Genomic DNA, 25,863 nt, shown 5'->3' with positions numbered 1-25,863 from the left:
GAAATGAAATCGCATACAAGAAATAAAGAACTCATTATCCAAGTTGGATACGCTTATAAAATAGGAGAATACAAATGAAATTTAGAAAATTAGCTTGTACAGTACTTGCGAGTGCTGCGGTTCTTGGTCTTGCTGCTTGTGGCAATTCTGGCGGAAGTAAAGATGCTGGCAAATCAGGTGGTGACGGTGCCAAAACAGAAATCACTTGGTGGGCATTCCCAGTATTTACCCAAGAAAAAACTGGTGACGGTGTTGGAACATATGAAAAATCAATCATCGAAGCGTTTGAAAAAGCAAATCCAGATGTAAAAGTGAAATTGGAAACCATCGACTTCAAGTCAGGTCCTGAAAAAATCACAACAGCCATCGAAGCAGGAACAGCTCCAGACGTACTCTTTGATGCACCAGGACGTATCATCCAATACGGTAAAAACGGTAAATTGGCTGAGTTGAACGACCTTTTCACAGATGAATTTGTTAAAGATGTCAACAATGAAAACATCGTACAAGCAAGTAAAGCTGGAGACAAGGCTTACATGTATCCAATTAGTTCTGCCCCATTCTACATGGCAATGAACAAGAAAATGTTAGAAGATGCTGGAGTAGCAAACCTTGTAAAAGAAGGTTGGACAACTGATGATTTTGAAAAAGTATTGAAAGCACTCAAAGACAAGGGTTACACACCAGGTTCATTGTTCAGTTCTGGTCAAGGGGGAGACCAAGGAACACGTGCCTTTATCTCTAACCTTTATAGCGGTTCTGTAACAGATGAAAAAGTTAGCAAATATACAACTGATGATCCTAAATTCGTCAAAGGTCTTGAAAAAGCAACTAGCTGGATTAAAGACAATTTGCTCAATAATGGTTCACAATTTGACGGTGGAGCAGATATCCAAAACTTTGCCAACGGTCAAACATCTTACACAATCCTTTGGGCACCAGCTCAAAATGGTATCCAAGCTAAACTTTTAGAAGCAAGTAAGGTAGAAGTGGTAGAAGTACCATTCCCATCAGACGAAGGTAAGCCAGCTCTTGAATACCTTGTAAACGGATTTGCAGTATTCAACAACAAAGACGACAAGAAAGTTGCTGCATCTAAGAAATTCGTTCAATTTATCGCGGATGACAAAGAATGGGGTCCAAAAGACGTTGTTCGTACAGGTGCCTTCCCAGTTCGTACATCATTTGGCAAACTTTATGATGACAAACGCATGGAAACAATCAGTGGTTGGACTAAATACTACTCACCATACTACAACACTATTGATGGATTTGCTGAAATGAGAACACTTTGGTTCCCAATGTTGCAATCTGTATCAAATGGTGACGAAAAACCAGCGGACGCTTTGAAAGCCTTCACTGAAAAAGCGAACGAAACAATTAAAAAAGCTATGAAACAATAAGCACTAAATCAGATTGATCCCTCCCTTTTCCCTGTGCATAGTCTATGTAAGAAAAGGGAGGATTTTGTTTGAAATGTAAGGAACTGTCACGAAATTAAAATGAAGTTCTTACATAAGCGAATCTTAAAAAATTTCATTTTGATTTTAAAACAGTTCAAGAAAGTCAAAAAATTATATTTGAAAGAGAGGTGCCGACTGTGAAAGTCAATAAAATTCGTATGCGGGAAACAGTGATTTCCTATGCTTTCCTAGCACCAGTATTATTCTTCTTTGTCATCTTTGTATTGGCTCCTATGATTATGGGATTCATTACAAGTTTCTTTAACTACTCAATGACGAAATTTGAGTTTGTGGGCTTGGACAACTATGTTCGCATGTTTAAAGACCCTGTCTTTATGAAGTCTTTGATCAATACCGTGATTCTGGTTATTGGATCTGTACCAGTTGTTGTTCTGTTCTCACTCTTTGTAGCATCTCAGACCTACCATCAAAATGCCATTGCCAGATCCTTCTACCGTTTTGTCTTCTTCCTACCTGTTGTAACAGGTAGTGTTGCCGTAACAGTTGTATGGAAATGGATTTATGACCCACTATCAGGGATTCTAAACTTTGTCCTCAAGTCAAGTCATATCATCAGCCAGAACATTTCTTGGTTGGGAGATAAAAACTGGGCATTGATGGCGATTATGATTATTCTCTTGACAACTTCAGTTGGTCAACCGATTATCCTTTATATCGCTGCTATGGGGAATATTGACAATTCACTGGTTGAAGCGGCGCGTGTTGACGGTGCAACTGAGTTTCAAGTCTTCTGGAAGATTAAATGGCCAAGCCTTCTTCCAACAACTCTTTATATTGCAATCATTACAACAATTAACTCATTCCAGTGTTTCGCCTTGATTCAGCTTTTGACATCTGGTGGTCCAAACTACTCAACAAGTACCTTGATGTACTACCTATACGAAAAAGCCTTCCAATTGACAGAATACGGCTATGCCAACACAATCGGTGTCTTCTTGGCAGTCATGATTGCAATCGTAAGCTTTGTTCAATTTAAAGTACTTGGAAACGACGTAGAATACTAAAGAAAGGAGACAGCTATGCAATCTACAGAAAAAAAACCATTAACAGCCTTTACTGTTATTTCAACAATCATTTTGCTCTTGTTGACTGTGCTGTTCATCTTTCCATTCTACTGGATTTTGACAGGGGCATTCAAATCACAACCTGATACAATCGTTATTCCTCCTCAGTGGTTCCCTAAAATGCCAACCATGGAAAACTTCCAACAACTCATGGTGCAGAACCCTGCCTTGCAGTGGATGTGGAATTCTGTGTTTATCTCGCTGGTAACCATGTTCTTAGTCTGTGCAACCTCATCTCTAGCAGGTTATGTATTGGCTAAAAAACGTTTCTATGGTCAACGTATCCTCTTTGCCATCTTTATCGCTGCCATGGCACTTCCAAAACAAGTTGTCCTTGTGCCATTGGTACGTATTGTCAACTTTATGGGAATTCATGACACTCTTTGGGCAGTTATCTTGCCTTTGATTGGATGGCCATTTGGGGTCTTCCTCATGAAACAATTTAGTGAAAATATCCCTACAGAGTTGCTCGAATCAGCTAAAATCGACGGTTGTGGTGAGATTCGTACTTTCTGGAGCGTTGCCTTCCCAATTGTGAAACCAGGATTTGCAGCCCTTGCAATCTTCACCTTCATCAATACCTGGAACGACTACTTCATGCAGTTGGTTATGTTGACTTCACGTCAAAACTTGACTATCTCACTCGGGGTTGCGACCATGCAGGCTGAAATGGCAACCAACTATGGTTTGATCATGGCGGGTGCAGCTCTTGCAGCCGTGCCAATCGTAACAGTATTCCTAGTCTTCCAAAAATCCTTCACACAGGGGATTACTATGGGAGCGGTCAAAGGATAAGAAACGATTTCTTTTACAGTATCAATTGGCTATTGCTAGCACTATCTAAAAGCCTCCGACAGTAAATGATACTGTTGGAGGTGTTAGTTTTAATCGCTGAATGACGATTTTTAAAGGAGAAAATAATGATTTTTGACGATTTGAAAAATATTAGCTTCTATAAAGGGATTCATCCCAATCTTGACAAGGCAATTGATTATCTTTATGAACATCGTAAAGATTCATTCGAGTTAGGAAAATATGATATTGATGGAGACAAGGTCTTTCTAGTTGTTCAAGAAAATGTCCTAAATAAAGCTGAAAATGACCAGTTTGAACATCACAAGAACTATGCAGACTTGCATTTGTTGGTAGAAGGGCATGAATATTCGAGCTACGGTTCACGTATCAAAGATGAAGCAGTAGCATTTGACGAAGCAAGTGATATTGGCTTTGTTCATTGTCATGAACACTACCCACTCTTGTTGGGTTATCACAATTTTGCAATTTTCTTTCCAGGAGAACCACACCAGCCAAATGGCTATGCAGGTATGGAAGATCAAGTTCGCAAGTATTTGTTTAAAATTTTGATTGATTAGAATGATCAGCAGAGATAGCTGATGACTATCTCACTAAGCACTTTTGAAAATTGAGTTTAAGAGTTGAATCTTATCAATTGATAAATCGGAATGATTTAGCAAGTGATATAAATTAAATTATAGGGGGAGCAAAGATGTCACAAAAAGGAAGAAGTCTCATCAAGGCTGCATTTGATACAGATAATTTTCTAATGCGAATTAGTGAGAAGGTTTTAGATATTGTAACAGTCAATCTTCTCTTTGTAGTAACTTGTTTGCCAATCGTAACGATTGGAGTGGCTAAAATTAGCCTCTACGAGACCATGTTTGAAGTTAAGAAGAGCAGACGTGTTCCAGTTTTTAGAACCTATCTAAGAGTTTTCAGGCAAAATCTGAAACTAGGTTTTCAGTTGGGGTTGTTGGAGTTAGGAATTGTGTTTCTTACCCTTTCAGATCTCTACCTTTTCTGGGGTCAAACAGCTCTGCCCTTCCAATTGGTTAAAGCTATTTGTCTAGGTATTCTGATTTTCCTTACCATTGTGATGTTGGCTAGCTATCCAATCGCTGCGCGCTATGACCTATCTTGGAAAGAAATTCTTCAAAAAGGATTGATGTTGGCTAGTTTTAACGCTCCTTGGTTTATCTTGATGATTGCAATTATCTTTTTGATTTTGATGATTCTATATCTATCAGCCTTTACCCTTCTATTGGGAGGATCAGCTTTTATTCTCTTTGGTTTTGGACTTCTTGCTTTTTTACAAGTGGGAGTGATGGAAAAGCTATTTGCTAAGTATGAGTAAGGGGTGCAATTATTTCTGAAACTACTTTCAAACGCTCCAAACGCTATTCTATAAGCGAGAAACTAAAATCTAAGTGTCTATAAGATATTGAAAGCCTTTTCGGTAAAGTGTATACTAAAGAAGTAAAGAAAGAATCTGCTTTAGCAGAAAATAAAAATAATAGGAGAAAATCTATGTCAGATTTGAAAAAATACGAAGGTGTCATTCCAGCCTTCTACGCATGTTATGATGATCAAGGAGAAGTAAGTCCAGAACGTACGCGTGCCTTGGTTCAATACTTCATTGATAAAGGTGTTCAAGGTCTTTATGTCAATGGTTCTTCTGGTGAATGTATCTACCAAAGCGTTGAAGACCGCAAGTTGATTTTGGAAGAAGTGATGGCAGTTGCCAAAGGTAAATTGACCATTATTGCCCACGTTGCTTGCAATAATACTAAAGATAGTATGGAACTTGCTCGCCACGCAGAAAGCTTGGGTGTAGATGCCATTGCAACAATTCCACCGATTTACTTCCGCTTGCCAGAATACTCAGTTGCCAAATACTGGAATGATATCAGTTCTGCGGCTCCAAATACAGACTACGTGATTTACAACATTCCTCAATTGGCAGGGGTTGCTTTGACTCCAAGCCTTTACACAGAAATGTTGAAGAATCCACGTGTTATTGGTGTTAAAAATTCTTCAATGCCAGTTCAAGATATCCAAACCTTTGTTAGCCTTGGTGGAGAAGACCATATCGTCTTCAATGGTCCAGATGAACAGTTCTTAGGTGGCCGCCTCATGGGTGCTAAGGCTGGTATCGGTGGTACTTATGGTGCTATGCCAGAACTCTTCTTGAAACTTAACCAATTGATTGCGGATAAAGACTTGGAAACAGCGCGTGAATTACAGTATGCTATCAACGCTATCATTGGCAAACTGACTGCTGCACATGGAAATATGTACGGTGTGATCAAGGAAGTCTTGAAAATCAATGAAGGACTTAACATTGGATCAGTCCGTTCTCCACTGACACCAGTGACCGAAGAAGATCGTCCAGTTGTAGAAGCAGCTGCAGCCTTGATTCGTGAAACCAAGGAGCGCTTCCTCTAATCCATAAGGAGGTATTTATGACACACTACGTTGCAATTGATATCGGTGGAACAAATATCAAATATGGTTTGATCGACCAAGAAGGCCAACTTGTTGAATCGCATGAAATGCCAACAGAGGCGCATAGGGGTGGACCTCATATCTTACAAAAGACCAAAGATATCGTAGCCAGCTATTTAGAAAAAGGTCCAGTAGCAGGTGTTGCTATTTCTTCTGCTGGGATGGTGGATCCAGATAAGGGTGAGATTTTCTATGCTGGGCCTCAAATCCCTAACTACGCAGGCACCCAGTTCAAGAAGGAAATCGAGACTAGCTTTAATATTCCTTGTGAAATTGAGAATGACGTTAACTGTGCAGGTCTTGCTGAAGCGGTATCTGGTTCAGGCAAGGGAGCGAGTGTGACACTTTGCTTGACCATTGGAACCGGTATCGGTGGTTGCTTGATTATGGATGGGAAAGTCTTCCATGGTTTTAGCAATTCAGCCTGTGAAGTTGGCTATATGCATATGCAGGATGGAGCTTTCCAAGACTTGGCTTCTACGACAGCATTGGTGGAGTATGTAGCAGCAGCTCATGGAGATCCAGTTGACCAGTGGAATGGCCGACGAATTTTCAAGGAAGCCACTGAAGGCAACAAAATCTGCATGGCTGGTATTGACCGTATGGTAGACTATCTAGGAAAAGGTCTGGCAAATATTTGCTATGTTGCCAATCCAGAAGTAGTCATTCTCGGTGGCGGTATCATGGGGCAAGAGGCAATCCTCAAACCCAAGATCCGTAAAGCCTTGAAAGATGCCTTGGTGCCAAGCCTAGCTGAGAAAACACGATTAGAATTCGCCCATCATCAAAATACAGCAGGTATGTTGGGAGCTTATTATCACTTTAAAACAAAACAATCCTAGTTTGGAGCTATAGAATTAAGCAGAATACTTAATCACTACCTTAGTGAAAAATGTTTTGCTTAATTCTTTTTTATGGAAGAATTTTAGTGAAAGGAGGTAATCGTGAGAAATTAGGAGAAAATCACTACCTAGTATGAAATGTTAAAGCGAGAGCGATTCTATTATCAATTTAGTTGATATTTAGCTTGAGTAAATAAGAAAATGTGGAAAAATGATATAATGAGATGGACGAAAATTTGACAAATTAGAATTTCTAGAGGTGAGAGAAATGTGGCAACCTATTCACCTTAAATCGAAATAATATAAAATTACGAGAAGATTATAAGATGAACAATTATATAAAATTAAATGAAGATAGACGGAATAATGTAAATAATGACTACACTGAGCCATTGACACATGAAGAATTAGAAGAAGTTAGAAAGCATCCAATCTCTGTTGCATTAACTGTTGGGAAAAAAGTTCCAAAAGAGTGGTTTGAAAAAGCAAACGGAAAAAATATATTAGGTTTAGCTTGTGGTGAGGGATAGCAGGGACCAGTTTTTGCGTTAAAAGGTTATGATGTAACTATAATGGATTTCTCTACATCACAATTAGAAAGAGATGAATGGTTGCTAAAAGAGAAGGATTAAAAATCAACATAGTTCAAGGTGATATGACAAAACCATTCTCATTTGAAAATGAAACTTTTGATATTATTTTTAATCCAGTTTCAAATGTATATATCGAAGATCTAGAAAATATGTATAAAGAAGCTTCTCGAGTATTGAAAAAAGGTGGACTGTTAATGGTCGGATTTATGAATCCTTGAATATACATGTATGATACTGACATTGTATGGGATAAACTCGATGAGGAATTACTTTTAAAGTATTCAATCCCTTTTAATTCAAAAGAGCTGGAAGAGGAAGGCCAATTAACCATAAATCCAGAATATGGATATGAATTTAGCCATACCTTGGAAACTCAGATTCGAGGACAACTTAAAAATGGTCTTGCTATGATCGATTTTTATGAATCATGTGATAAAAGAAATAGATTAACCCGTTATGGAAATGACTATATTGCTACACTAATTATTTCACTTTATAAGAGTATATGCAAAATGGTATAATTAACATAGAAAAGTAACTATGAATTTATATTCTACAATCTTATTTTGAAAGTAAATAAGGAGAAAATTTATGGATAATACATTTATAAGATTAAAATCTTTTTTAGAAGATACGAACAATTTTGAAGAACTTTTAGAATCAGATACTCTTATATGGGTCGATCATAGAGAATATGATGAAGATATCATCTCTTATGTGAATGAAAAACTAGAAGATAAGATAGAAATAATATTAAAATATAATGGGAAACCTTATGGAGAAGATATTTATTTAAAACATAAAGATAAGTCATTTATGATACCCTATAAGGAAAAAATGGATAGAGATACAACCATTAAATCTATAAATGAGTTTATTCAACCCAAGTATGAAATTCGTTTTTGTATTGAAAGTCTTGGGAATGATACTTTGGCATTTGTGGTATTAACTAAAGATTTATGGAAACAATTAGAAAATGAATTCGACAAAGAAAAAGTGAGCTATTATTTTGAAGAAATAAATTTCAAAAGCAAGATGTTTGATATGGATGTGGATACTATTTTTAAAATACGTGGTGAAAGATTAGGAATAGCGTAGAACGATAAATTTTTAAAGGAGTATATATGAATACAACAAAAGAATGGATTGAAAAATATGAAACAGTAAAACATTTATTAGTTGCCCCTATGAACTATGCAGAAGTTTTTGAAAAAAATGAAATTCATGGAAAAAAATTATTTGTTTTAGAAATGGGAGAAATCATATTTCCTACGGGAGAACTTTTGGTAAGAGATCCTTTGGTTTGGCTGAGTAGAGCAGAAAAACCTTACTTAACCAAAGTACCAAGAGGAAAGTATAGCATTGAAACTTTGGTAGCAGAAATCGAAGCAGACCACTATCGTTATGTACTTACAAGAGTAAAATTTAATGAAAATAAGCCTGTGATTTATTACGAAGCTTTAAAAGGTGATGAAAACCTAGAAGGTGTAGATAATAAAAGTATTTTTGGATTTATGGTTGATGCAGGATTGGCAACTATAGTTGATGTAGAAACAAGAGATAAATATTGTGATTTTGTAGAGAAGTGGTATAAAGAAAATACTGAAAAAAATATTTATAATGATTTTTTTGCAAAGGAATTTAAAGAAAATGCCATGAAAAATCCAAAATTTCAAAGAGAAGATGGAGACTGGATAAACTTTAAAATTCCTAATACAGATTTATCAATTCCTATGATTCAGTCAGGTTTTGGAGATGGACAGTATCCTGTATATTTTGGGTATGATGAAAAGGGAAATCTTTGTGATATTGTTTTAGAGTATATACCGATAAATTAATTTCAAAGGGGAATATATGAACTATTTATTAAATAAAGAAGATTTTATTTTATATGAATCCAAGTATGTTTCGACTTATGAATTTGATGATGAAAATATTAATGTAACCATTTATAAAGACGATTTCACACAGGAAGAAATTGATTTTATTAACAAGCTAATTAATCTTTATGAGAAGAATTTACCTAAAATAGCTTTGGCTTGTGTAAATTCAGATACTTTTAAATATTGTTTTCCCGAAGAAACTGTAGAAAGTATTATCCCTAAACTTGGGAAGCCGATATTTAGAAGAATGAGAAATACAACATTATTAACATATACGGAGCATACTATTGACAATGATCATATTTTAGATATTGAATTTGAGGGCTTGTATGAAGATATCTTTGATGTAGGAATTGATGGCTAAAATTAACAAATAGTGTAGTGGTGATAAATATTTTACTTAAAGAATATAATATTAAAAAATATCGAAGCCTATATGAAAGTTAGGGGATAAAATGAAAAAATTTGATACAGAATACATTAGCAATAAAAAAGCGGATATAGAAGAAATTAAAGAGATTATAAAAAATCTGTTTACAGAAAATAGTGAGGAGTGGATATCTATCATTGACACTTCTAAGAAAAATCCTAACTATATTCAAGTTCATTCAGATATAGGAATACTCGATGATTTAAAACCTGTAGTGAAGTTTATTAAGTCTAATTTAAATTATGAAGCAAATGCTATAGATGAATTAGATTTTTACATAATAGAATATAGAAAATATGAACATAAAAAGAACTTTAAGCATTATCGAGCTTTCTTTGATAAATCAGAAACTATTATTTCTTATCTTGAAAAGTATTTAAACGATGAAGAAATTGATGCAGAAAAATGGATAGATGTAACAAGTGAATTTACAGAATAAATAAAAATTGTAATGAGGTAGAATATGGAAAAAATAAAACATGAATTTTTTGGAGAATTAGATTTAGTAAATGGATTAGACGATGGTATGGGATTTAGTAACGATGTTGTTGTATTGTGGGAAGAAGAGGTAAATGGAATTAATACAACACTTTGGTATGGTAAAGCAGCTAAAATCACAACAGAATTATTAGATAATTTTACGAAGTTTTTACAAAATTTTGATGAATATAACATAAAAGCTAGAAAAGTAATAGGAGAATATCTATTAGAAGATAATACATATATTACATTTCATAAAGAAGAATTAGAACTTGATTTACCAGAAGATGTAAATGAATTTGTACAATGTATGAAAGTTACGAATATTGGATTATGGACAGATGGAGAGAATGTAATGATTGTAGATTATATGATTGCTCCAGAAGAAAGTGATGAAATTTTAGCTGTTAAATTTGATGATAGTCTTGATATTATAGATATTTCTTGGGAAAGTTAAAATTTAAAATTAAAGGGTAACTATTAGAACATTTTGAAAATATCGTGAATTGTCAAGTCAAGTGTAATAAACGCTAACTTTTCCTATACACCTAATTTAACTTCATACTTACAATGTATTTTGATTCAAAACAAACAAATATACTAATAGCCCCATAGGGGATTCGCGCCAAATTTTTGGCGCTTTTTTCTTTCCAAATAGACTTGATTGATAAGATTCGTCTATTTCGCTTCTAACTGTTCTAAGAGTTCGCTTGAACTTAAGAAGCCCAATAGTTTTCTTGGACGATGATTGATGGCAGCTACATATACCTGTAGTTCCTTATCTGTTAATGTATTAAACGACTGACTTTTAGGTAAAAACTCTCTTAGTAGCCCATTAAAATATTCATTTGTACCTCTTTCGTGAGAAGAGTAAGGATGTGCATAAAAGACATCTTCCACGCACTTTAATTCTCCTAATTTAGAAAATTCTACACCGTTATCAGCTGTAATAGTTCTAAAATCTAATTCTTGATATTGCGTAACGATTTTATTGATTTCATGATTAACAAGATCTGCGGACTTAAATGGTAATTTTCTAGCAATCGCAAATCTAGTCTTTCTTTCATCAAGCGTTAGTAGAACAGCTTCATTGATAAATTTCTTCCCTATCATTAAATCAATCTCCCAATGTCCAAATTCTGAACGAGTTTGAATAACCTCAGGACGTTCATCAATGGATTTACCAGCTAATCGTTTATGAGTAGATGAACGTTTTTTCGTTCTTGGTTTCATTCTAGTAGCACGAGGTAAATCGATTCGTTTAATCTCTAGTAATCCTTGATTGATGTAGTTATAAAGAGTTTTGGTACTTGGAATAACTTCATCCTCATAAACTTTCTCATATCTTTTTAACAAATGATTCAACACTATGTATACAAACTTTTTTCTTCATTTCTTTTGTAAACTTTGTTAGAAACCGTTTAGACGTCTTATTTAGTTTAAGGTAATAAGAATTTTTTCGATTATTTTTATAACGTGCTTGTCCAGTTTCGGCAAAATATTCCTTGTAATAAATGATGTTTTCGTTTTGATTCTTCATTTGTGTAGCAGTGCCACGTTTTAATTCACGACTAATCGTAGAATGATTTCTACCAAGTTCTCGTGCAATTTCTGATTGAGATTTTCCTTGTTTATGAAGCAACTCAATATTTCCTCTTTCAATGGCTGAAAGATGATTGTAAGATGATTTTGTGGTATTATTTTGTTTAGACATAACTATCTCTCCTATGCTTTGTTTTCGTCGACTTAAGTATATCAGATAGTTATTTTTTTGTTGCACTTCATTTTACAATTCAGCATTTATAGAAGATCTAGAAAACATGTATAAAGAAGCTTCTCGAGTATTGAAAAAGGGTGGACTGTTAATGGTCGGATTTATGAATCCTTGGATATACATGTATAATGCTGACATTGTATGGGACAAACCCGATGAGGAATTATTTTTGAAGTTTCCACTCCCTTTTAATTCAAAAGAGCTTGAAGAGGAAGGCAAGATAACCATAAATCCAGAATATGGATATGAATTTAGCCATACCTTAGAAACTCAGATTAGAGGACAACTTAAAAATGGTCTTGCTATGATCGATTTTTATGAATCATGTGATAAAAGACATCGATTATCACGTTATGGAAATGACTATATAGCTACACTTAGCATTAAACTATAATCTTATGAAACATACTTCAAGAGAATAGCACGTTTTATGTTCTGTGAGGTGAGGGTTAAAATCTAAATCTCAGTTTGTCGAAGTACAATAATCAAATAAAATTATCGAGATGAAGTAAAAGTAGCAAATAGCCGATACTTCCTTTTTGTTGTCAAACATTCAAAAACGGAAAGGAGGATTTATGGAAGAACCGAAAAACGCAGATTAAAAGCAATAGCACAAAGAGAAAGATTGGAAATACCACCTATGAGCCTATTATAATTTCAATACAAAACAATCCTAGTTTGGCTCAGCCAAACTAGGATTTTCTGACACGTTTTTGTCTACGATAGCCGTTGAGTTTTTTATTTTCCCAGTAGCTATTAAAGATTTTTTCTTTGTTTTCACGATTGATTTCCAAAAAGTAGGCATAAATCAAATCGATAAAGAAGAGCATAGGAAGTTGAGCGGATATTCGTTGGATATAGGAAGGCTGGCTGTGGGTGGCTACAAGAACAGTCTCTGTGTAGGCCTGACTATCTTTATTGGGAACACTTGAAAAGAGTACAGTCTTTGCCCCCATCTCCTTAGCGTCTAATAAACTGTCTAAAATAGAGGGAGTTGTGCCAGAAAGTGAGAAACCAAGTACGAGACAATTTTCGTCCATAATGCTGGTTGTCCAAGCAAAGCCGTCTTGATCGGTCAAAGCCTCGCAGACCACACCCAGACGCATGAAGCGCAATTTCATTTCACGAGCAACAAGACCAGAACTCCCTGTTCCGAAGAAGTAGACACGCTCAGCATCTTCGATTAATTGGGCAATTCGTTCTAGTTGGACTTCGTCAATCAAGTCTTGTGTTTGTTCCCGCATATTGCTATAGCTTCTGAGGACTCGTTTGGTCAGTGGACTGTGCTTGAAGACTTGGTTGGCTTGATTTTCTGCCTCATGTTGGTATTGGAAAATAAATTCTCGGTAGCCAGTAAAGCCACACTTTTTAGCAAAGCGAGTTAGTGCAGCCTGAGAGATATGTAATTTTTGAGTGACCTGTTGGGAGGAAAGGTCATCTTGAATGGTTTCTGCTTGTAAAAAATAGCGAGCGATTTCTTGCTCTAGGTCTGTCATTTCTTCAAAATGTGAATCAATGACAGTTGCGATATCTGGTTTGTCCATAGGGAAGGCTCCTTTAAATGAGTCGTGTTGGAAAAAGACTAGATTATTGAACTTTTACATTCATTATAACATATAATATAGGGATGAATAAATAAAAACGTATCTTACTGTAAAAACGAAAAAAGCTTCTTACTTTTCCATAATTTTCTGCTCAAATTGTGGTACAATTAAGAGTAAGATTTTAAGTTAGAAATGAGACTGATTTGTATGAGAAAATTTAACAGCCATTCGATTCCGATTCGGCTTAATTTATTGTTTTCAATCGTCATTTTGCTCTTTATGACCATTATTGGTCGTTTGTTGTATATGCAGGTTTTGAACAAGGATTTTTACGAAAAAAAGCTAGCCTCAGCTAGTCAGACCAAGGTCACAACCAGTTCTGCTCGTGGGGAAATTTATGATGCTAGTGGAAAACCTTTAGTAGAAAATACGTTAAAGCAGGTTGTTTCCTTTACGCGTAGTAATAAAATGACGGCTACAGACTTAAAAGAAATAGCTAAAAAGTTACTGACTTATGTGAGCATCAGTTCGCCAAATTTGACAGAACGCCAGCTGGCTGATTACTATTTGGCTGATCCTGAAATCTATAAAAAAACAGTGGAAGCTCTCCCAAGTGAGAAACGCTTGGATTCAGATGGCAATCGCCTATCCGAATCAGAACTGTATAACAATGCGGTCGATAGTGTCCCAACAAGTCAACTAAACTATACAGAGGATGAAAAGAAAGAAATCTATCTTTTTAGTCAGTTAAATGCTGTTGGAAACTTTGCGACAGGAACCATTGCGACAGATCCTCTAAATGATTCTCAGGTGGCTGTTATTGCCTCTATTTCAAAGGAGATGCCTGGCATTAGTATTTCTACTTCTTGGGATCGAAAGATTTTGGAAACTTCCCTTTCTTCTATAGTAGGAAGTGTATCCAGTGAAAAAGCTGGTCTTCCAGCTGAAGAAGCAGATGCTTATATCAAAAAGGGGTATTCTTTAAATGACCGTGTTGGGACTTCTTACCTGGAAAAACAATACGAGGAAACCTTGCAAGGAAAACGCTCGGTGAAAGAAGTTCACCTAGACAAGTATGGCAATATGGAAAGTGTCGAAAATATCGAAGATGGTACCAAAGGGAATAATATTAAACTGACTATTGATTTGGCCTTTCAAGATAGCGTGGACAATCTGCTTAAGAGTTACTTCAATTCCGAACTGGGAAATGGAGGAGCCAAGTATTCTGAAGGTGTGTATGCAGTTGCTCTAAATCCAAAAACAGGTGCTGTGTTATCCATGTCAGGGATCAAACATGACCTGAACACGGGAGAGTTAACACAGGATTCCTTGGGAACTGTGACCAATGTCTTTGTACCCGGTTCGGTTGTTAAGGCCGCTACCATCAGCTCAGGTTGGGAAAATGGTGTTTTATCAGGAAACCAAACCTTAACAGATCAGCCTATTGTTTTCCAAGGTTCAGCTCCAATTTATTCTTGGTATAAATTGGCATATGGATCTTTTCCTATTACAGCTGTGGAAGCCTTGGAGTATTCATCTAATGCTTACATGGTTCAAACCGCTCTTGGAATCATGGGCCAGACCTATCAACCAAATATGTTTGTTGGAACCAGCAATTTGGAAACAGCTATGGGAAAACTTCGTGCGACCTTTGGCGAATATGGCTTGGGGGCTGCGACCGGAATTGACCTACCAGATGAATCTACTGGATTTGTTCCCAAAGAGTATAGCTTTGCTAATTACATCACCAATGCCTTTGGGCAGTTTGATAACTACACTCCTATGCAATTGGCCCAGTATGTTGGAACTATTGCCAACAACGGTGTTCGGATTGCACCTCACATTGTCGAGGGAATTTATGGAAACAACGAACAAGGTGGCTTAGGGAACTTAATCCAATCTGTTGAAACCAAGGAAATGAATAAAATTAATATTTCTGAGTCTGACATGTCTATCTTGCACCAAGGATTTTACCAAGTATCGCATGGAACTAGTCCCCTAACGACAGGACGGGCGTTTTCAGATGGCGCCACTGTTTCTATCAGTGGTAAGACCGGTACAGGTGAAAGCTATGTAGCTGGTGGTCAAGAAGCTAATAATACCAATGCCGTGGCCTATGCTCCAACAGAAAATCCTCAAATTGCAGTTGCAGTAGTCTTTCCTCATAATACCAATTTAACCAAAAATGTTGGGCCAGCAATTGCTCGCGACATTATCAATTTATATAACCAACACCATCCAATGAATTAGAAAGGAAGCCATGCTTTATCCAACACCTATTGCTAAGTTGATTGACAGTTATTCCAAACTTCCTGGTATTGGGATTAAGACAGCAACTCGACTGGCCTTTTATACTATTGGAATGCCGGATGACGACGTCAATGAATTTGCAAAAAATCTTCTTGCAGCCAAGCGAGAATTGACCTATTGCTCTATTTGTGGACGATTAACAGATGAAGACCCGTGCTCTATCTGTACCGATCCTAGCCGTGATCAGTCTACGATTCTGGTCCTGGAGGATAGCCGCGATGTGGCGGCCATGGAAAATATTCAGGAATACCACGGACTTTACCATGTCTTACATGGTCTCATTTCACCTATGAATGGGATTAGCCCAGATGACATCAATCTTAAAAGTCTCATGACCCGCCTCATGGATAGCGAAGTTTCAGAGGTCATCGTGGCCACCAATGCAACAGCAGATGGTGAGGCGACTTCCATGTATATCTCTCGGCTTCTCAAACCTGCAGGGATTAAGGTTACTCGTCTAGCACGAGGCCTCGCTGTGGGAGCAGATATCGAGTATGCGGATGAAGTGACCCTCTTACGGGCTATTGAAAATCGAACAGAGTTGTAAGTGTAGACAAATTTACGAACTCCATTCATTTATAAAAAAATCAAGGAGGCTGAAAATCGTTCATATCGGCCTCTTTTTGTATAGTGTGATGAGTAGGAGCAGGTTCAAGTTTTAAAAAAACAAGCAAATATGATATACTAAAGAGCGAGTATTCTAGTAGAATTAGGACAAATAATATGAAACAAACGATTATTCTTTTATATGGTGGACGGAGTGCGGAACGTGAAGTCTCTGTCCTTTCAGCGGAGAGTGTCATGCGTGCGGTTAACTACGACCGTTTCACAGTTAAGACTTTCTTTATCAGTCAGTCAGGTGACTTTATCAAAACGCAGGAATTTAGTCAGACTCCAGGTCAAGAGGACCGTCTCATGACCAATGCGACCATTGATTGGGATAAGCAAGTTGTACCAAGTGCCATCTACGAAGAAGGGGCAGTTGTCTTTCCAGTTCTTCACGGTCCGATGGGAGAAGATGGCTCTGTTCAAGGATTTTTAGAAGTTTTGAGAATGCCTTACGTTGGTTGCAACATCTTGTCATCCAGTCTTGCCATGGATAAAATCACGACTAAGCGTGTTCTGGAATCTGCTGGTATTGCTCAAGTTCCTTATGTGGCCATCGTTGAAGGGGATGATGTGACTGCTAAAATCGCTGAAGTTGAAGAAAAATTGACTTATCCAGTCTTCACTAAGCCGTCAAACATGGGTTCTAGTGTCGGTATTTCTAAATCTGAAAATCAAGAAGAACTCCGCCAAGCTTTGGAACTTGCCTTCCGATATGACAGTCGTGTCTTGGTAGAGCAAGGAGTGAATGCCCGGGAAATCGAGGTTGGACTCTTGGGGAATTACAATGTTAAAAGCACGCTACCAGGAGAAGTAGTCAAGGATGTTGCCTTTTATGACTACGATGCCAAGTATATTGATAACAAGATTACCATGGATATCCCAGCCAAAATCAGTGATGATGTGGTAGCTGTCATGCGTCGAAATGCGGAAATAGCCTTCCGTGCCATTGGTGGTCTCGGTCTCTCTCGTTGCGATTTCTTCTATACAGACAAGGGAGAGATTTTCCTAAACGAGCTCAATACCATGCCAGGTTTCACCCAGTGGTCTATGTATCCACTACTTTGGGACAATATGGGAATCAGCTACCCAGACCTAATTGAGCGTTTGGTTGACCTTGCTAAAGAAAGTTTTGACAAGCGCGAAGCGCATTTGCTATAAAATGAAAGAGAGGGTAGAAGCCAGAACCATCCCTGCAAGGTGATCAGAGTTCTCGGACTTCGACCCTTTTTAAAGGAGTAGAAATGAAATTAACAATTCATGAAGTGGCCCAAGTTGTCGGAGCTAAAAATGATGTTAGCATCTTTGAGGACACCCAGTTAGAAAAGGCTGAGTTTGATAGTCGTTTGATTGGGACTGGAGATTTATTTATGCCACTCAAAGGTGCGCGTGATGGCCATGACTTTATCGAAACAGCCTTTGAAAATGGTGCAGCAGTAACCCTGTCTGAGAAAGAGGTTGCAAATCATCCCTATATTCTAGTAGCTGACGTCTTGACTGCCTTTCAAACTCTAGCTGCCTACTATCTTGAAAAAACAGGAGTTGATGTCTTTGCTGTTACAGGTTCAAATGGCAAGACAACGACCAAGGATATGCTAGCGCATTTACTGTCAACGACCTACAAGACCTACAAAACACAAGGAAACTACAATAACGAGATTGGCCTTCCTTACACAGTTCTCCATATGCCTGAGGGGACAGAAAAGTTGGTCTTGGAGATGGGGCAGGACCACTTGGGCGATATTCATCTCTTGTCTGAATTAGCTCGTCCAAAAACAGCCATCGTGACCTTGGTTGGAGAGGCTCATTTAGCCTTTTTCAAAGATCGTTCGGAAATCGCTAAAGGGAAAATGCAAATTGCAGATGGCATGGCTGAAGGTTCTTTGCTTTTGGCACCAGCTGACCCGATTGTAGAGGCCTACTTGCCAGCTGATAAAAAGGTGGTTCGTTTTGGGCAAGGAGCAGAGCTGGAAATCACAGACTTGGTTGAGCGTAAGGACAGTCTTACATTTAAGGCTAATTTCTTGGAACAAGCTCTTGATTTGCCAGTGACTGGTAAGTACAATGCCACTAATGCTATGATTGCGTCCTATGTTGCCCTACAAGAAGGAGTTTCAGAGGAGCAGATTCGTCAGGCCTTCCAAGGTCTTGAATTGACGCGTAACCGTACCGAATGGAAGAAAGCAGCCAATGGAGCAGATATCCTATCAGATGTTTACAATGCCAATCCAACTGCTATGAAGTTGATTTTGGAGACATTCTCTGCCATTCCAACCAATGAAGGAGGCAAGAAAATCGCTGTTCTAGCAGACATGAAGGAACTCGGCGACCAGTCTATTCAACTCCATAACCAGATGATTTTGAGCCTCTCGCCAGATGTGCTGGATACCGTGATTTTCTATGGAGAAGATATTACTGAATTAGCCCAACTTGCCAGTCAAATGTTCCCAATCGGCCACGTTTACTATTTCAAGAAAACAGAAGACCAAGACCAATTTGAAGACCTAGTCAAGCAGGTCAAAGAAAGCCTTGGAGCCCACGACCAAATCCTACTCAAAGGTTCCAATTCTATGAATCTAGCCAAGTTGGTAGAAAGTTTAGAAACTGAAGGCAAGTAATTTTGTCAAACATTTACGTATTTTTAAATCCATTTTTGACAAATAGCATGGTATAATAATATGCAGGAAAATTTTGAATCATGAGGAAGACTAGATGAATTTATGGGATATTTTCTTTACGACCCAAGCAACAGAACCACCCAAATTTGACCTTTTTTGGTACGTGAGTATATTTACACTATTAGCCTTGACCTTTTATACAGCCTATCGTTATCGTGAAAAGAAGGTTTACCAACGATTTTTCCAAATCTTGCAGGCAGTTCAGTTGATCCTCCTTTATGGCTGGTATTGGGTCAATCATATGCCACTGTCAGAAAGTTTACCCTTTTACCATTGCCGTATGGCTATGTTTGTGGTGCTCTTGCTTCCTGGTCAGTCTAAATATAGGCAGTATTTTGCATTGCTAGGAACATTTGGGACATTAGCAGCCTTTGTTTATCCAGTGCCAGATGCCTATCCTTTCCCCCATATTGCCATCTTGTCCTTTATCTTTGGGCATTTAGCACTCTTGGGGAACTCTCTAGTTTATCTATTGAGACAGTATAATGCGCGATTGCTGGATGTGAAAGGAATTTTTCTCATGACCTTTGCACTAAATGCCTTGATTTTTGTGGTTAATTTAGTAACAGGTGGAGATTACGGATTCTTGACAAAACCGCCATTGGTTGGAGATCACGGCTTAGTAGCTAATTATTTAATCGTTTCCCTGGCCTTGTCGGCAGCCATTACTTTGACTAAGAAAATTTTGGAACTATTTTTAGCACAAGAAGCAGAAAAAATGATTGCAAAGAAAGCTTAGAAATGAGCTTTCTTTTTTCATAACTCTGATTTTTTATAATTTGTTTGGAAAATAAAAAAAGTTGATGAGCAAAAGTGAAAAAATAGCAAGTAAATTTAGGAAAAAACTAAGCACAATTAGATTTTTTGTGTTATAATATTCTGTGAATAGCTATGCCTATGTTTAGCTATGGAATAATACGAAGTGCGAAACTTGGAAGATAGAGAGGATGCGATGTAATGGCTAGAGAAGGCTTTTTTACAGGTCTAGATATTGGAACAAGCTCTGTCAAGGTGCTTGTAGCCGAGCAGAGAAATGGTGAATTAAATGTAATTGGCGTGAGTAATGCCAAAAGTAAAGGTGTAAAGGATGGAATTATTGTTGATATTGATGCAGCAGCAACTGCTATCAAGTCAGCTATTTCCCAAGCAGAAGAAAAGGCAGGCATTTCGATTAAATCAGTGAATGTCGGCTTGCCTGGTAATCTTTTGCAGGTAGAACCAACTCAAGGGATGATTCCAGTAACATCTGATACCAAGGAAATTACGGATCAAGATGTTGAAAATGTTGTCAAATCAGCTTTGACAAAGAGTATGACACCTGACCGTGAAGTCATTACCTTTATTCCTGAAGAATTTATTGTGGATGGTTTCCAAGGGATTCGTGACCCACGTGGCATGATGGGGGTTCGCCTTGAAATGCGTGGCTTGCTTTATACAGGTCCTCGTACTATCTTGCACAATTTGCGTAAGACGGTTGAGCGTGCAGGTGTTCAGGTTGAAAATATTATTATTTCGCCACTAGCAATGGTTCAATCAGTTTTGAACGAAGGTGAACGTGAATTTGGTGCTACAGTGATTGATATGGGGGCAGGTCAAACGACTGTCGCTACAATCCGTAACCAAGAACTTCAGTTCACCAATATTCTCCAAGAAGGTGGAGATTATGTAACTAAGGATATCTCTAAAGTCTTGAAAACTTCTCAGAAGTTGGCTGAAGGTTTGAAATTAAACTATGGAGAGGCTTACCCTCCTCTTGCAAGCAAAGAAACCTTCCAAGTAGAAGTTATTGGAGAAGTAGAAGCAGTCGAAGTGACGGAAGCCTACTTGTCAGAAATTATTTCTGCACGAATCAAGCACATCCTTGAACAAATTAAGCAAGAATTAGATAGAAGACGTCTATTGGACCTCCCTGGTGGCATTGTCTTGATTGGTGGAAATGCTATTTTACCGGGTATGGTAGAATTGGCTCAAGAAGTCTTTGGCGTTCGTGTCAAACTCTATGTTCCAAACCAAGTTGGTATTCGCAATCCAGCCTTTGCGCATGTGATTAGTCTATCGGAATTCGCTGGACAATTGACAGAAGTCAATCTTTTGGCTCAACGAGCAGTCAAGGGTGAAGTTGCTCTGACTCATCAACCAATTAGTTTTGGGGGAATGATTCAGAAAACAGCTCAGTTTGTACAATCAACGCCTGTTCAACCAGCTCCTGCTCCAGAAGTAGAGCCGGTGGCTCCTACAGAACCAATGGCGGATTTCCAACAAGCTTCACAAAATAAACCGAAATTAGCAGATCGTTTCCGTGGCTTGATCGGAAGCATGTTTGACGAATAAAGAGGAAAAATAAATTATGACATTTTCATTTGATACAGCTGCTGCTCAAGGTGCAGTGATTAAAGTAATTGGTGTCGGTGGAGGTGGTGGCAATGCCATCAACCGTATGGTCGACGAAGGTGTTACAGGCGTAGAATTTATCGCAGCAAACACAGATGTACAAGCATTGAGTAGTACAAAAGCTGAGACTGTTATTCAGTTGGGACCTAAATTGACTCGTGGTTTGGGTGCAGGAGGTCAACCTGAGGTTGGTCGTAAAGCTGCTGAAGAAAGCGAAGAAACACTGACGGAAGCTATCAGTGGCGCAGATATGGTTTTCATCACTGCTGGTATGGGAGGAGGCTCTGGAACTGGAGCTGCTCCTGTTATTGCTCGTATCGCCAAAGATTTAGGTGCTCTTACAGTTGGTGTTGTGACACGTCCTTTCGGTTTTGAAGGAAGCAAGCGTGGACAATTTGCTGTTGAAGGAATCAACCAACTTCGTGAGCATGTAGATACTCTATTGATTATTTCAAACAACAACTTGCTTGAAATTGTTGATAAGAAAACTCCCCTTCTTGAAGCTCTTAGCGAAGCGGATAACGTACTTCGTCAAGGTGTTCAAGGAATTACCGATTTGATTACCAATCCAGGATTGATTAACCTTGACTTTGCCGATGTGAAAACAGTTATGGCAAACAAAGGGAATGCTCTCATGGGTATTGGTATCGGTAGTGGAGAAGAACGTGTGGTAGAAGCGGCGCGTAAGGCAATTTACTCTCCACTTCTTGAAACAACAATTGATGGAGCAGAAGATGTGATTGTCAACGTTACTGGTGGTCTTGATTTAACCTTGATTGAAGCTGAAGAGGCTTCACAAATTGTGAATCAGGCAGCAGGTCAAGGAGTGAACATCTGGCTCGGTACTTCAATTGATGAAAGTATGCGTGATGAAATTCGTGTAACAGTTGTTGCAACAGGTGTTCGTCAAGACCGCGTAGAGAAGGTTGTTGCTCCACAAGCTAGACCTACTACTAACTACCGTGAGACAGTGAAACCAGCTCATTCACATGGCTTTGATCGTCATTTTGATATGGCAGAAACAGCTGAATTGCCAAAACAAAATCCACGTCGTTTGGAACCAACTCAAGCATCTGCTTTTGGTGATTGGGATCTTCGCCGTGAATCGATTGTTCGTACAACAGATTCAGTCGTTTCTCCAGTTGAACGCTTTGAAGCCCCAACATCACAAGATGAAGATGAATTGGATACACCTCCATTTTTCAAAAATCGTTAAGTAAATGAATGTAAAAGAAAATACAGAACTTGTTTTTCGAGAAGTTGCAGAGGCTAGTCTGAGTGCTCATCGAAAGAGTGGATCAGTCTCTGTCATTGCAGTTACCAAGTATGTAGATGTACCGACAGCGGAAGCCTTGCTTCCGCTAGGTGTTCATCATATCGGTGAAAATCGTGTCGATAAGTTTCTGGAGAAATATGAAGCTTTAAAAGATCGAGATGTGACTTGGCATTTGATTGGTACCTTGCAAAGACGTAAGGTGAAAGATGTCATACAATTTGTTGATTATTTCCATGCCTTGGATTCCGTCAAGCTAGCAGAGGAAATACAAAAAAGAAGTGACCGAGTCATCAAGTGTTTCCTTCAAGTAAATATTTCTAAAGAAGAAAGCAAACACGGTTTTTCGAGAGAGGAACTGCTGGAAATCTTGCCAGAGTTAGCCAGACTAGATAAGATTGAATATGTTGGTTTAATGACGATGGCACCCTTTGAGGCTAGCAGTGAGCAGTTGAAAGAGATTTTCAAGGCGACCCAAGATTTGCAAAGAGAAATTCAAGAAAAACAAATTCCAAATATGCCTATGACCGAGTTAAGTATGGGAATGAGTCGTGATTATAAAGAAGCGATTCAATTCGGTTCCACCTTTGTTCGTATAGGTACAGCATTTTTTAAGTAGGAGAGAACCATGTCTTTAAAAGATAGATTCGATAGATTTATAGATTATTTTACGGAGGATGAGGATTCAAGTCTCCCTTATGAAAAAAGAGATGAGCCTGTGTTTACTCCAGTAAATTCTTCACAGGAACCGGCTCTCCCAATGAATCAACCTTCACAGTCTGCTGGTGCAAAAGATAGCAATATCACCAGACTTCATGCAAGACAACAGGAATTGGCAAATCAGAGTCAGCGTGCAACGGATAAGGTCATTATAGATGTTCGTTATCCTAGAAAATATGAAGACGCAACAGAAATTGTTGATTTATTGGCAGGAAACGAAAGTATCTTGATTGATTTTCAATATATGACAGAAGTGCAAGCTCGTCGTTGTTTGGACTATTTGGATGGAGCTTGTCATGTTTTAGCTGGAAATTTGAAAAAGGTAGCTTCTACCATGTATCTGTTGACACCAGTGAATGTTATTGTCAATGTTGAAGATATCCGTTTACCAGATGAAGAACAAAATGGTGAGTTTGGCTTTGATATGAAGCGAAATAGAGTACGATAATGATTTTTTTAATTCGTATGATTTATAATGCAGTGGATATTTACTCCCTGATTTTGGTAGCCTTTGCTGTTATGTCTTGGTTTCCAGGCGCCTACGAATCAAGTTTGGGTCGTTGGATTGTAGCATTGGTAAAACCAGTGCTTGCTCCTTTGCGACGCCTGCCTTTACAGATAGCAGGTCTTGATTTATCTGTTTGGGTTGCGATTGTTTTGATTCGATTTTTAGGAGAAAACCTAGTCCGTTTTCTGGCGATGATAGGATGAATAAAGGGATTTACCAGCATTTCTCCATAGAAGATCGTCCATTTCTTGACAAGGGAATGGAATGGATAAAGAAGGTAGAAGATAGCTATGCTCCTTTTTTAACTCCTTTTATCAATCCTCATCAGGAGAAGCTATTAAAGATTTTGGCCAAAACCTATGGTCTTGCTTGTAGCAGTAGTGGGGAATTCGTCTCGAGTGAGTATGTTCGAGTTTTATTATACCCAGATTATTTCCAGCCAGAGTTTTCAGATTTTGAAATATCTCTTCAGGAAATAGTGTATTCCAATAAATTTGAACACTTAACGCATGCTAAGATTTTAGGGACAGTCATCAATCAATTAGGGATTGAACGGAAACTTTTTGGAGATATCCTAGTAGATGAAGAACGGGCGCAGATTATGATTAATCAGCAGTTTCTTCTTCTATTTCAAGATGGATTAAAGAAAATTGGCCGTATACCTGTTTCGCTGGAGGACCGTCCTTTCACCGAGAAAATAGATAAGCTAGAACAGTATCGAGAGCTGGATTTATGTGTGTCTAGTTTTAGATTAGATGTTCTTTTATCAAATATTTTGAAACTATCTAGGAATCAAGCAAACCAGTTGATTGAAAAGAAACTTGTCCAAGTAAATTATCATGTGGTAGACAAATCAGATTATATTGTTCAAGTTGGAGACTTGATTAGTGTGAGAAAATTTGGGCGCTTGAGATTGCTTCAAGATAAGGGACAAACAAAAAAAGAGAAGAAAAAAATAACCGTCCAGTTATTATTAAGTAAGTGAGGAATAGAATGCCAATTACATCATTAGAAATAAAGGACAAAACCTTTGGAACTCGATTCAGAGGTTTTGATCCAGAAGAAGTCGATGAATTTTTAGATATTGTGGTTCGTGATTACGAAGATCTTGTTCGTGCGAATCATGATAAAGATTTACGTATTAAGAGTTTAGAAGAGCGTTTGTCTTACTTTGACGAAATGAAAGATTCATTGAGCCAGTCTGTATTGATTGCCCAAGACACAGCTGAGCGAGTGAAACAAGCGGCACATGAACGTTCAAACAATATCGTTCACCAAGCAGAGCAAGATGCGCAACGCTTGTTGGAAGAAGCTAAATATAAGGCAAACGAGATTCTTCGTCAAGCAACTGATAATGCTAAGAAAGTCGCTGTTGAAACAGAAGAATTGAAGAACAAGAGCCGTGTCTTCCACCAACGTCTCAAATCTACAATTGAGAGTCAGTTGGCTATTGTTGAATCTTCAGATTGGGAAGATATTCTCCGTCCAACAGCTACTTATCTTCAAACCAGTGATGAAGCCTTTAAAGAAGTGGTTAGCGAAGTACTTGGAGAACCGATTCCAGCTCCAATTGAGGAAGAACCAATTGATATGACACGTCAGTTCTCTCAAGCAGAAATGGCAGAGTTACAAGCTCGTATTGAGGCAGCCAATAAAGAATTGGCTGAATTTGAAGCTCAGGCTAAACAGGAAGTGGAAAATCCAACTCCTGTAGTGAGTCCTCAAGTTGAAGAAGAGCCTGCTCATCCAGTTGGTCCAATGTACGAAGAACCAGAAGTAGTCCCAAGCCATTACTCAGGCCCAACACCAGCTACTGAAGCTGTAAACTCAGAACCAGGTTTTGTGGCACCGCAAGAATCTGTTACAATTTTATAAGAAATATTCTGAGAACAATATCTTATCCTTATATTTCCAGCGAGCAGGAGATGGTGTGAGTCCTGTAATCCCTAATGATAAGGTTATCCTCTCAAAAACTCAAAT

25 protein-coding genes and 3 pseudogenes are annotated in these 25,863 nt (G+C 38.0%); 26 read left to right on the top strand and 2 right to left on the bottom strand.

Translation table 11 applies throughout. The features are described from left to right. Nucleotides 1-74: 74 nt before the first annotated feature. From HT732_RS09280 to HT732_RS09220, 13 genes and pseudogenes are all read left to right on the top strand, one after another. The gene (locus HT732_RS09280; RefSeq protein WP_173254812.1) at nucleotides 75-1,403 is read left to right on the top strand and encodes an ABC transporter substrate-binding protein; all 1,329 of its coding nucleotides are present in this window, start codon (nucleotides 75-77) and stop codon (nucleotides 1,401-1,403) included. 218 nt (nucleotides 1,404-1,621) lie between these two features. Next, on the top strand, nucleotides 1,622-2,488 hold the full coding sequence (locus tag HT732_RS09275; RefSeq protein ID WP_171804884.1) for a sugar ABC transporter permease: 867 nt from the start codon (nucleotides 1,622-1,624) through the stop codon (nucleotides 2,486-2,488). A gap of 15 nt (nucleotides 2,489-2,503) precedes the next feature. Then, nucleotides 2,504-3,343 carry a carbohydrate ABC transporter permease gene (locus HT732_RS09270; protein WP_001192008.1) on the top strand — a complete coding sequence of 280 codons (840 nt, stop codon included), beginning with the start codon at nucleotides 2,504-2,506 and terminating at the stop codon, nucleotides 3,341-3,343. Between the two features lie 125 nt (nucleotides 3,344-3,468). Next, the gene (locus tag HT732_RS09265; protein ID WP_000575436.1) at nucleotides 3,469-3,921 is read left to right on the top strand and encodes a YhcH/YjgK/YiaL family protein; all 453 of its coding nucleotides are present in this window, start codon (nucleotides 3,469-3,471) and stop codon (nucleotides 3,919-3,921) included. 134 nt (nucleotides 3,922-4,055) lie between these two features. Next, nucleotides 4,056-4,700 carry a YesL family protein gene (locus HT732_RS09260; RefSeq protein ID WP_173254810.1) on the top strand — a complete coding sequence of 215 codons (645 nt, stop codon included), beginning with the start codon at nucleotides 4,056-4,058 and terminating at the stop codon, nucleotides 4,698-4,700. A gap of 173 nt (nucleotides 4,701-4,873) precedes the next feature. Then, nucleotides 4,874-5,791 carry a dihydrodipicolinate synthase family protein gene (locus HT732_RS09255; RefSeq protein ID WP_001281495.1) on the top strand — a complete coding sequence of 306 codons (918 nt, stop codon included), beginning with the start codon at nucleotides 4,874-4,876 and terminating at the stop codon, nucleotides 5,789-5,791. 17 nt (nucleotides 5,792-5,808) lie between these two features. Continuing rightward, nucleotides 5,809-6,693 (top strand): ROK family protein, encoded by an 885-nt coding sequence (locus HT732_RS09250; protein ID WP_173254808.1) that lies wholly within the window; start codon nucleotides 5,809-5,811, stop codon nucleotides 6,691-6,693. 326 nt (nucleotides 6,694-7,019) lie between these two features. After that, a pseudogene (locus tag HT732_RS09245) lies at nucleotides 7,020-7,807 on the top strand (class I SAM-dependent methyltransferase). Between the two features lie 70 nt (nucleotides 7,808-7,877). After that, nucleotides 7,878-8,384 carry a hypothetical protein gene (locus HT732_RS09240; RefSeq protein ID WP_173254806.1) on the top strand — a complete coding sequence of 169 codons (507 nt, stop codon included), beginning with the start codon at nucleotides 7,878-7,880 and terminating at the stop codon, nucleotides 8,382-8,384. Between the two features lie 26 nt (nucleotides 8,385-8,410). Further along, a complete protein-coding gene (locus tag HT732_RS09235; RefSeq protein WP_173254804.1) occupies nucleotides 8,411-9,124 on the top strand; it encodes a DUF4241 domain-containing protein in 714 nt (237 codons plus the stop codon). A gap of 16 nt (nucleotides 9,125-9,140) precedes the next feature. Next, a complete protein-coding gene (locus HT732_RS09230; RefSeq protein ID WP_049511622.1) occupies nucleotides 9,141-9,533 on the top strand; it encodes a hypothetical protein in 393 nt (130 codons plus the stop codon). Between the two features lie 91 nt (nucleotides 9,534-9,624). Next, the gene (locus tag HT732_RS09225) at nucleotides 9,625-10,038 is read left to right on the top strand and encodes a hypothetical protein (protein ID WP_074015934.1); all 414 of its coding nucleotides are present in this window, start codon (nucleotides 9,625-9,627) and stop codon (nucleotides 10,036-10,038) included. Between the two features lie 24 nt (nucleotides 10,039-10,062). After that, nucleotides 10,063-10,536: a DUF2004 domain-containing protein gene (locus HT732_RS09220; RefSeq protein WP_173254802.1), complete on the top strand. Its 474-nt coding sequence runs from the start codon at nucleotides 10,063-10,065 to the stop codon at nucleotides 10,534-10,536. 221 nt (nucleotides 10,537-10,757) lie between these two features. Here HT732_RS09220 and HT732_RS09215 read toward each other — a convergent pair. After that, nucleotides 10,758-11,793, bottom strand: a pseudogene (locus tag HT732_RS09215) (IS30 family transposase). Nucleotides 11,794-11,869: 76 nt separating this feature from the next. Here HT732_RS09215 and HT732_RS09210 point away from each other — a divergent pair. Then, nucleotides 11,870-12,247: pseudogene (locus HT732_RS09210) on the top strand (class I SAM-dependent methyltransferase); the annotation flags it as partial. A gap of 298 nt (nucleotides 12,248-12,545) precedes the next feature. On the opposite strand, the gene HT732_RS09205 reads toward HT732_RS09210, so the two are convergent. Then, nucleotides 12,546-13,397 carry a MurR/RpiR family transcriptional regulator gene (locus HT732_RS09205; protein ID WP_173254800.1) on the bottom strand — a complete coding sequence of 284 codons (852 nt, stop codon included), beginning with the start codon at nucleotides 13,395-13,397 and terminating at the stop codon, nucleotides 12,546-12,548. A gap of 192 nt (nucleotides 13,398-13,589) precedes the next feature. On the opposite strand from HT732_RS09205, the gene pbp2b reads away from it, so the two are divergent. The 12 genes from pbp2b (at nucleotide 13,590) to HT732_RS09145 (ending at nucleotide 25,758) form a co-directional block, all read left to right on the top strand. Next, nucleotides 13,590-15,647 carry a penicillin-binding protein PBP2B gene (gene pbp2b, locus HT732_RS09200; RefSeq protein ID WP_173254798.1) on the top strand — a complete coding sequence of 686 codons (2,058 nt, stop codon included), beginning with the start codon at nucleotides 13,590-13,592 and terminating at the stop codon, nucleotides 15,645-15,647. 10 nt (nucleotides 15,648-15,657) lie between these two features. Beyond that, nucleotides 15,658-16,254, top strand: coding sequence for a recombination mediator RecR (gene recR, locus HT732_RS09195; RefSeq protein WP_000966738.1), 597 nt, complete (start codon nucleotides 15,658-15,660; stop codon nucleotides 16,252-16,254). 176 nt (nucleotides 16,255-16,430) lie between these two features. After that, nucleotides 16,431-17,474: a D-alanine--D-alanine ligase gene (locus tag HT732_RS09190; RefSeq protein WP_173254796.1), complete on the top strand. Its 1,044-nt coding sequence runs from the start codon at nucleotides 16,431-16,433 to the stop codon at nucleotides 17,472-17,474. An 83-nt stretch (nucleotides 17,475-17,557) separates the two neighbouring features. Then, nucleotides 17,558-18,931: a UDP-N-acetylmuramoyl-tripeptide--D-alanyl-D-alanine ligase gene (gene murF / locus HT732_RS09185; protein ID WP_173254794.1), complete on the top strand. Its 1,374-nt coding sequence runs from the start codon at nucleotides 17,558-17,560 to the stop codon at nucleotides 18,929-18,931. Nucleotides 18,932-19,025: 94 nt separating this feature from the next. Next, nucleotides 19,026-19,730, top strand: a complete 705-nt coding sequence (locus tag HT732_RS09180; RefSeq protein WP_173254792.1) for a TIGR02206 family membrane protein — start codon at nucleotides 19,026-19,028, stop codon at nucleotides 19,728-19,730. A 218-nt stretch (nucleotides 19,731-19,948) separates the two neighbouring features. Then, complete coding sequence (gene ftsA / locus HT732_RS09175; RefSeq protein WP_173254790.1) at nucleotides 19,949-21,322, top strand: cell division protein FtsA; 1,374 nt, start codon at nucleotides 19,949-19,951, stop codon at nucleotides 21,320-21,322. Nucleotides 21,323-21,338: 16 nt separating this feature from the next. Beyond that, nucleotides 21,339-22,598 (top strand): cell division protein FtsZ, encoded by a 1,260-nt coding sequence (gene ftsZ / locus HT732_RS09170; RefSeq protein ID WP_000144272.1) that lies wholly within the window; start codon nucleotides 21,339-21,341, stop codon nucleotides 22,596-22,598. A gap of 4 nt (nucleotides 22,599-22,602) precedes the next feature. Then, on the top strand, nucleotides 22,603-23,274 hold the full coding sequence (locus HT732_RS09165; protein ID WP_173254788.1) for a YggS family pyridoxal phosphate-dependent enzyme: 672 nt from the start codon (nucleotides 22,603-22,605) through the stop codon (nucleotides 23,272-23,274). Nucleotides 23,275-23,283: 9 nt separating this feature from the next. Continuing rightward, entirely contained in the window at nucleotides 23,284-23,823 is a 540-nt protein-coding gene (locus HT732_RS09160; RefSeq protein WP_000053384.1) for a cell division protein SepF, read from the top strand. Further along, a complete protein-coding gene (locus tag HT732_RS09155) occupies nucleotides 23,823-24,086 on the top strand; it encodes a YggT family protein (RefSeq protein WP_173254785.1) in 264 nt (87 codons plus the stop codon). The genes HT732_RS09160 and HT732_RS09155 overlap by 1 nt, the downstream gene beginning before the upstream one ends. Beyond that, nucleotides 24,083-24,868: an RNA-binding protein gene (locus tag HT732_RS09150; RefSeq protein WP_173254783.1), complete on the top strand. Its 786-nt coding sequence runs from the start codon at nucleotides 24,083-24,085 to the stop codon at nucleotides 24,866-24,868. The genes HT732_RS09155 and HT732_RS09150 overlap by 4 nt, the downstream gene beginning before the upstream one ends. A gap of 8 nt (nucleotides 24,869-24,876) precedes the next feature. Beyond that, nucleotides 24,877-25,758: a DivIVA domain-containing protein gene (locus tag HT732_RS09145; RefSeq protein ID WP_345890510.1), complete on the top strand. Its 882-nt coding sequence runs from the start codon at nucleotides 24,877-24,879 to the stop codon at nucleotides 25,756-25,758. Nucleotides 25,759-25,863 lie beyond the last annotated feature (105 nt).

The sequence above is a fragment of the Streptococcus sp. 5346 genome (assembly GCF_013277455.1).
In the GTDB taxonomy this organism is placed as follows: domain Bacteria; phylum Bacillota; class Bacilli; order Lactobacillales; family Streptococcaceae; genus Streptococcus.
The sequence above is the reverse complement of the archived record's forward strand: the minus strand, read 5'-3'. Positions and strand labels throughout refer to the sequence as shown.